Here is a 4,804-nt window from a genome sequence, read left to right on the forward strand (position 1 = left end):
AAGCTCTGATCTTTTTCTACCTATGAAGCCCTCAACCTCATATATATACTTTATTTTGCTGTTCATCACCCCTTGAGTAGACATACCCTCGAATGGTACTCCAAGCATCTCTATCTCTCGGTGGAATGAATGAAGACATACCTGTCTTTTACAAAGTGTAGGCATCAATTAATTTTAGCCTATATAAATTGCACTGCTTACTTATGGCGTGTCTGCAAACCTACTATACTGAGTAAGATTACTTACGCTTGAGCATTCATCTGACTGTGATGCGGTTTCCTGAACGAGCATATATTTTTGAGGTTGAGGGGTTATGAGTGAATTTCCTTTAAGATGATCGGGTGTATTGATGTAGTCATTGATGGCATCGCATAATTAATTCCCTACTCAAAACCTTGTAATCGTTTTCCTTCAAAGGCTTGTTCGGTTTTTTTGATATGATCTGAAGCTTGAAAATTATGTCTGCGGTGTTGAACTTGTGCTTTAAGTGCAGCTTTGACGAGTTCGAGGTTGGCGAAAAATCGGTTCATGATGGTTGTCTTTATGTAGTATGTATGAAAATGTAATACAACGGATTGATTGAGCTTGGTTGTCAAAAAGATGGATAAATATCCGAGGCTTTGTACTATAAGTTATTTAAATTGCTCTTTATTGATGTGCTGCCTCTTGGATTGCCGTATTGAGATTAAACTTTTGTACATTGTAGAATTGTTGTCCAAAATCAGAAGAAATTTTAGTTTTAGCTTATAAACGGGTTGATTTTGGGAATTTCATCAATATTAAGCTGAAATACTGGAATTTCTGGTAATGTCATGGTTTCTATTTTGGGTTTGAGAAGGTTTTTAGTTATCTGTCTATGTAATGTTTCTGTGTATTCTATTCTGGAGTGAAGTAACTCAATTTCAGTCAAAAACCAATAGTTAATTGTAATTGCATCAGGCTGTGCTTCAAATTTTTCTTTTAGTAACCATAGACTGATTTGATTTTTGTAGTCTTTTTCAATTAACTCCTTATTGATGATTTCGTGTGTTCTAAAGTAGTGAATGTTATGGAAGCTGTGTTCTTGAGTGATGCAATCATAGTTGGCTTCAATCATTTCGTCATTGATCAATTGTGATAGCTGTAGATTGAAGTGAATTTGTTTACTCTTGTTAAAGTTGTATCGTTCTTGCAATTGACTTAGCCATCGTTTGTGATAAGGTTCATTGGCTAAAATCGCTCTTAAATCCAATCCGAGTAACCATTGTTGAATCAATAGCAGGAAATGGCGATCGTCTATATGAGGCTTATTCCAATCGTAAATCATTGTTCTTTAAGAAATGAACTACGATTTTTTAAAGGCGATAGCCTTCTAATGATTCAGAAATCTTTGAATCATTGTCTTAAGGAGTGACTGGATCAGATCTAAGTTTTTATACGCTTCTTCTGATTCATCTTTGACTTGAAGGCGTAGTGTTTTAAGCGAATCATAAATCAATAGTAAATTTGCGTATAGTTGGCGATCGCTCTTTGGTGTGGGTAATTCTTTATCGAGGGCGGTTCGTCTTATCCATTCCGATACATTCGTCCCTCCTCGTAATGCTTTTTGATTTAACCTTTTCTTTTCCTGAAGGGTTACCCTCACGATTACAATCTCGGTCTTTTTTGTACTACTTTTGTCTTTCTTTATCATATAAATGTCTTACAACTGTAGTTTTTAGTAATCGAGGCAAAAAGTCGGGCTTGGCGATCATTCGACGATTCCGACATGGCAGGGGCTGAAAATGTATATACAAAGTCCTTGCTTGCTATAGAGAAACCAATACATCAGTACCAAATCTCGTCTCCATCCAAGAAACCGAAGTTGCATAGAATAGCGTTATTCTAACGTTACTTAACTCAATAATTAATTAGTAGGCTCATTGAAACCAGTTATTAAGTGAAATTTAAGGTTATTAATAGTTAGATTGAATTTATTATACCCAGAAATGTCATATTTATGGGGCGGAAAGGAAAATTATCGGGTATAAAATTTTGAGATGCCTAGATTTTACAAGGGTGGGATGGTGGGCTAAAAAAGAAGTAGTTAAGGATAAGCAACTTAACTACAAAGATAGGAGAGAATCACGTTCATATTTTTACAACCGACAGGTTGCTCTCTTGGTAAGTGGGTGGGATGGTGGGTTTAAAAAACTCAACCTCTTAGATATGAAGTTGAGTTTATTATTAATTATTTCAGAGCAAAGTTAAATGTGAGTGTATCGCTTTGTTGTTTTTGTTGGTTTTCTCGCGCTTGTTTAAGGTAATAGTAGTACAGTTCGCGGATATGGTTTTCATCGCGTACCCACATTACATTATCTAAGATAAGTTTAACTAATTCTGGATAGCTGTATTCTCCGAATTGTTTCTGAAATTCAGCTTTGAAAGCTTTCCAGTCAAACTTTTTCTCTTCAGCGCGATATTGTTTGTTAAGGCGACGACCTAATACTTCTTGGGCAACATACAATGCCATTCTTTGTTGTTCGGTTTCTTTGTTGAAGCAAAGGGTCATCAAGTTAACAGTATTCATTTTTTTTCTCCTGTTTGTTTACAGAATATTTCACTCTCATAGAACCGACAGGTTCCTATTTATTTTCGAGGGGTGGGTGGGTGGTTACTATCATTTATTTATTAATTTGGATCAACAATTTTTTTATCTTTTTTTGATAATATATAACTTTTTAATAACAATTAATTTAATAATATATAATATGATTAATATAATTGTGTTTAAAGTCAATTTCTTGAACTTGGCTGATTAAATTAAAAAGTTCTATGTTATTTTACTGTTAGGGTTCTAATGTACTGTTTTTTAAAAAACAGAGAGTCATTATTGTGTTATGAAAAAATACAAACGAGTAGTTCTCTATTATGAAGAAGGGGATCAGTTGGATCGGGTGATTAAGTATTTAAAGGCAACTTATCCGATGAAGGCAGTTGCTTCTCAGTTAACAGAGATGATGCTGACCCGATACGGGCCGTTTTTGGATTCTATGAGTCATAAGCAAGCCAGAGAATGTGCGATTACCTGTGAGGGTTGGGGACAATTGATTAGAGAGGAATGGGGTTTAGAGACATCTTCTGTTTCTTCACCTCAGACCGATGAATATGTTGAAGATGAAGAAGAAATTGATGTGGCTCAATTGAATTTGAATATTATGAATCTATTTCGAGATGGGGGGAATTGATGAAAGTTCATCTTGGAATTGATGTGGGAACATCGATGATTAAAGTGTTGTATGGGGTTAGTGATCGAGAACTTGAGTATATTGCCCTGTCGCCTGAAGTGATGGCGGTTGATGCGTCCTTAATTACGGAAATGCTGACCCTAAGTGGTAGTGATTTCGTCAAACCCGAACATCAGGCGATCGTCAGATTAGAGAAAGGATTAGATGGTTTTTTTGTCGGACGGATGGCTCAAGATCTTCGAGTCAATGTGGCGATGAAGCCATTGAAAAGCTCATCATTAATTCCGAAAATTCTAGCCGCAACTGGGGTGATTGCTCATCGATTGAACTGTTGGAGTTTTTCTGTTTCATTATTGTTGTTATTGCCTTTAAGTGAAGACCTTGAGGCAACGAGAATTGTACGCCAACTTAAAGCAATCCAACAGTTTTATTTCAGGGACAAGTTATGTAAGATATCTTGGACGGCGATCAAATGTTACCCTGAAGGATTGGGTTTGTTGTTGGGTGAAAGAAAGCAATCGGGGACGCTTATTGGCTTTCAGTTTGGTTATCGTAATACCTCATTATTAGTTTTAGAGGACGGTTCACTCAATAGGAGCAAGAGTAGTACAACGATGTATGGTTTCCATGACTGTTTGGACAAAATTGCCTATCGAATACCAGGATGCGATCGTGAACTGTTGCAGAATGCGATCATTACTTCATCGAAGATGAATTATGACGGAAAACAGTGGCAGAATAAGTCTTACAGTCATCTAGCTCTCAGGGATGCTCATTTAAACGAGTATCATCATAAAATTCTAGATGAAGCATGGTCAAGTGGGTTAAAGTTGTACTGGCAGCTTTTAGAGCAAAGTTGGTTAAAGGATCGCTTACCGTCATCTGTAGAGCGAGTCGTTATTGGTGGTGGAGCTTCGGTTTTTATCTCCCAATATCTCAATGAATATCTGCGTTCTGTCGTTCCAGGGGTGATGTGTGATTCTTGGAGTCACGCTCTTGCAGTTGAATTGCCTCCTTTTAAAAATGACCAACGGGCAACCGAACAGAATTTCTCACTTAGATTTCTCGATCTGTGGTTTTTGATGCACCTCAACCGAACGGCGATTAAATGATGATTTTCCACAAATTGTGGAATTTTTGAATTTTGCATAAAGCTCAAAAAGCTTACACACTGCGACTTTTGTCTCATCACGGGGTACTGCAACGAAACGCAAAATTTACTGTCGCAGTTGTCCTCAAAGCCAGGGGTAAACACCGCACTCGCTGACACCAAGGGCAGAATAGCTGAAAACGTTTACCTGGTAGGAGTTTCAGATCTAGAAAACTAGCGCACTGCCTTCGGCAGATCCGCTCTTCGGATCACTTCAAACGCCAAATATTGTAGCTTTTACTCACTTCCTGCAAAAGTAGCTCGTTTTCTAATTAGCTCAAAAAGCCTATAAGTCTTATCAGCTATAGTTTTCAATAAGCTTAAAAAGAAAGCCAAAAAAAGTGTTTAAAGAATTGAAAACTGGTCTCATACCAAATCCGTAAAAGAGAACCCATTTATCTGATAGACTGTGGGAATGGGAAGAAAAGCACATTTAGAAAATTATCTA

General features: G+C 37.0%; 6 protein-coding genes. 2 read left to right on the forward strand and 4 right to left on the reverse strand.

The window, feature by feature from the left end; all coding sequences use genetic code 11:
• Positions 1 to 383: 383 nt before the first annotated feature.
• From C7H19_RS26045 to C7H19_RS24780, 4 genes are all read right to left on the reverse strand, one after another.
• Entirely contained in the window at positions 384 to 530 is a 147-nt protein-coding gene (locus tag C7H19_RS26045) for a hypothetical protein (RefSeq protein WP_181280743.1), read from the reverse strand.
• Positions 531 to 739: 209 nt separating this feature from the next.
• On the reverse strand, positions 740 to 1,306 hold the full coding sequence (locus C7H19_RS24765; protein ID WP_106459573.1) for a hypothetical protein: 567 nt from the start codon (positions 1,304 to 1,306) through the stop codon (positions 740 to 742).
• A 45-nt stretch (positions 1,307 to 1,351) separates the two neighbouring features.
• Positions 1,352 to 1,672, reverse strand: a complete 321-nt coding sequence (locus C7H19_RS24770; RefSeq protein WP_106459574.1) for a plasmid mobilization protein — start codon at positions 1,670 to 1,672, stop codon at positions 1,352 to 1,354.
• Positions 1,673 to 2,209: 537 nt separating this feature from the next.
• A complete protein-coding gene (locus C7H19_RS24780) occupies positions 2,210 to 2,548 on the reverse strand; it encodes a hypothetical protein (protein ID WP_106459576.1) in 339 nt (112 codons plus the stop codon).
• A 310-nt stretch (positions 2,549 to 2,858) separates the two neighbouring features.
• Here C7H19_RS24780 and C7H19_RS24785 point away from each other — a divergent pair, with 310 nt between their 5' ends.
• Together C7H19_RS24785 and C7H19_RS24790 are read left to right on the forward strand one after the other, a co-directional pair.
• The gene (locus C7H19_RS24785) at positions 2,859 to 3,206 is read left to right on the forward strand and encodes a hypothetical protein (RefSeq protein WP_106459577.1); all 348 of its coding nucleotides are present in this window, start codon (positions 2,859 to 2,861) and stop codon (positions 3,204 to 3,206) included.
• Positions 3,206 to 4,318 (forward strand): ParM/StbA family protein, encoded by a 1,113-nt coding sequence (locus C7H19_RS24790; RefSeq protein WP_106459578.1) that lies wholly within the window; start codon positions 3,206 to 3,208, stop codon positions 4,316 to 4,318. Before C7H19_RS24785 ends, C7H19_RS24790 begins: the two co-directional genes overlap by 1 nt.
• Positions 4,319 to 4,804 lie beyond the last annotated feature (486 nt).

It is taken from the genome of Aphanothece hegewaldii CCALA 016, from assembly GCF_003007785.1.
In the GTDB taxonomy this organism is placed as follows: Bacteria; Cyanobacteriota; Cyanobacteriia; order Cyanobacteriales; family Microcystaceae; genus Chroococcus; species Chroococcus hegewaldii.

What these genes read in the sequence shown, in the direction of transcription:
- C7H19_RS26045 (WP_181280743.1), bottom strand. Translation starts at nt 530, where the DNA reads ATGAACCGATTTTTCGCCAACCTCGAACTCGTCAAAGCTGCACTTAAA.
- C7H19_RS24765 (WP_106459573.1), bottom strand. Translation starts at nt 1,306, where the DNA reads ATGATTTACGATTGGAATAAGCCTCATATAGACGATCGCCATTTCCTG.
- C7H19_RS24770 (WP_106459574.1), bottom strand. Translation starts at nt 1,672, where the DNA reads ATGATAAAGAAAGACAAAAGTAGTACAAAAAAGACCGAGATTGTAATC.
- C7H19_RS24780 (WP_106459576.1), bottom strand. Translation starts at nt 2,548, where the DNA reads ATGAATACTGTTAACTTGATGACCCTTTGCTTCAACAAAGAAACCGAA.
- C7H19_RS24785 (WP_106459577.1), top strand. Translation starts at nt 2,859, where the DNA reads ATGAAAAAATACAAACGAGTAGTTCTCTATTATGAAGAAGGGGATCAG.
- C7H19_RS24790 (WP_106459578.1), top strand. Translation starts at nt 3,206, where the DNA reads ATGAAAGTTCATCTTGGAATTGATGTGGGAACATCGATGATTAAAGTG.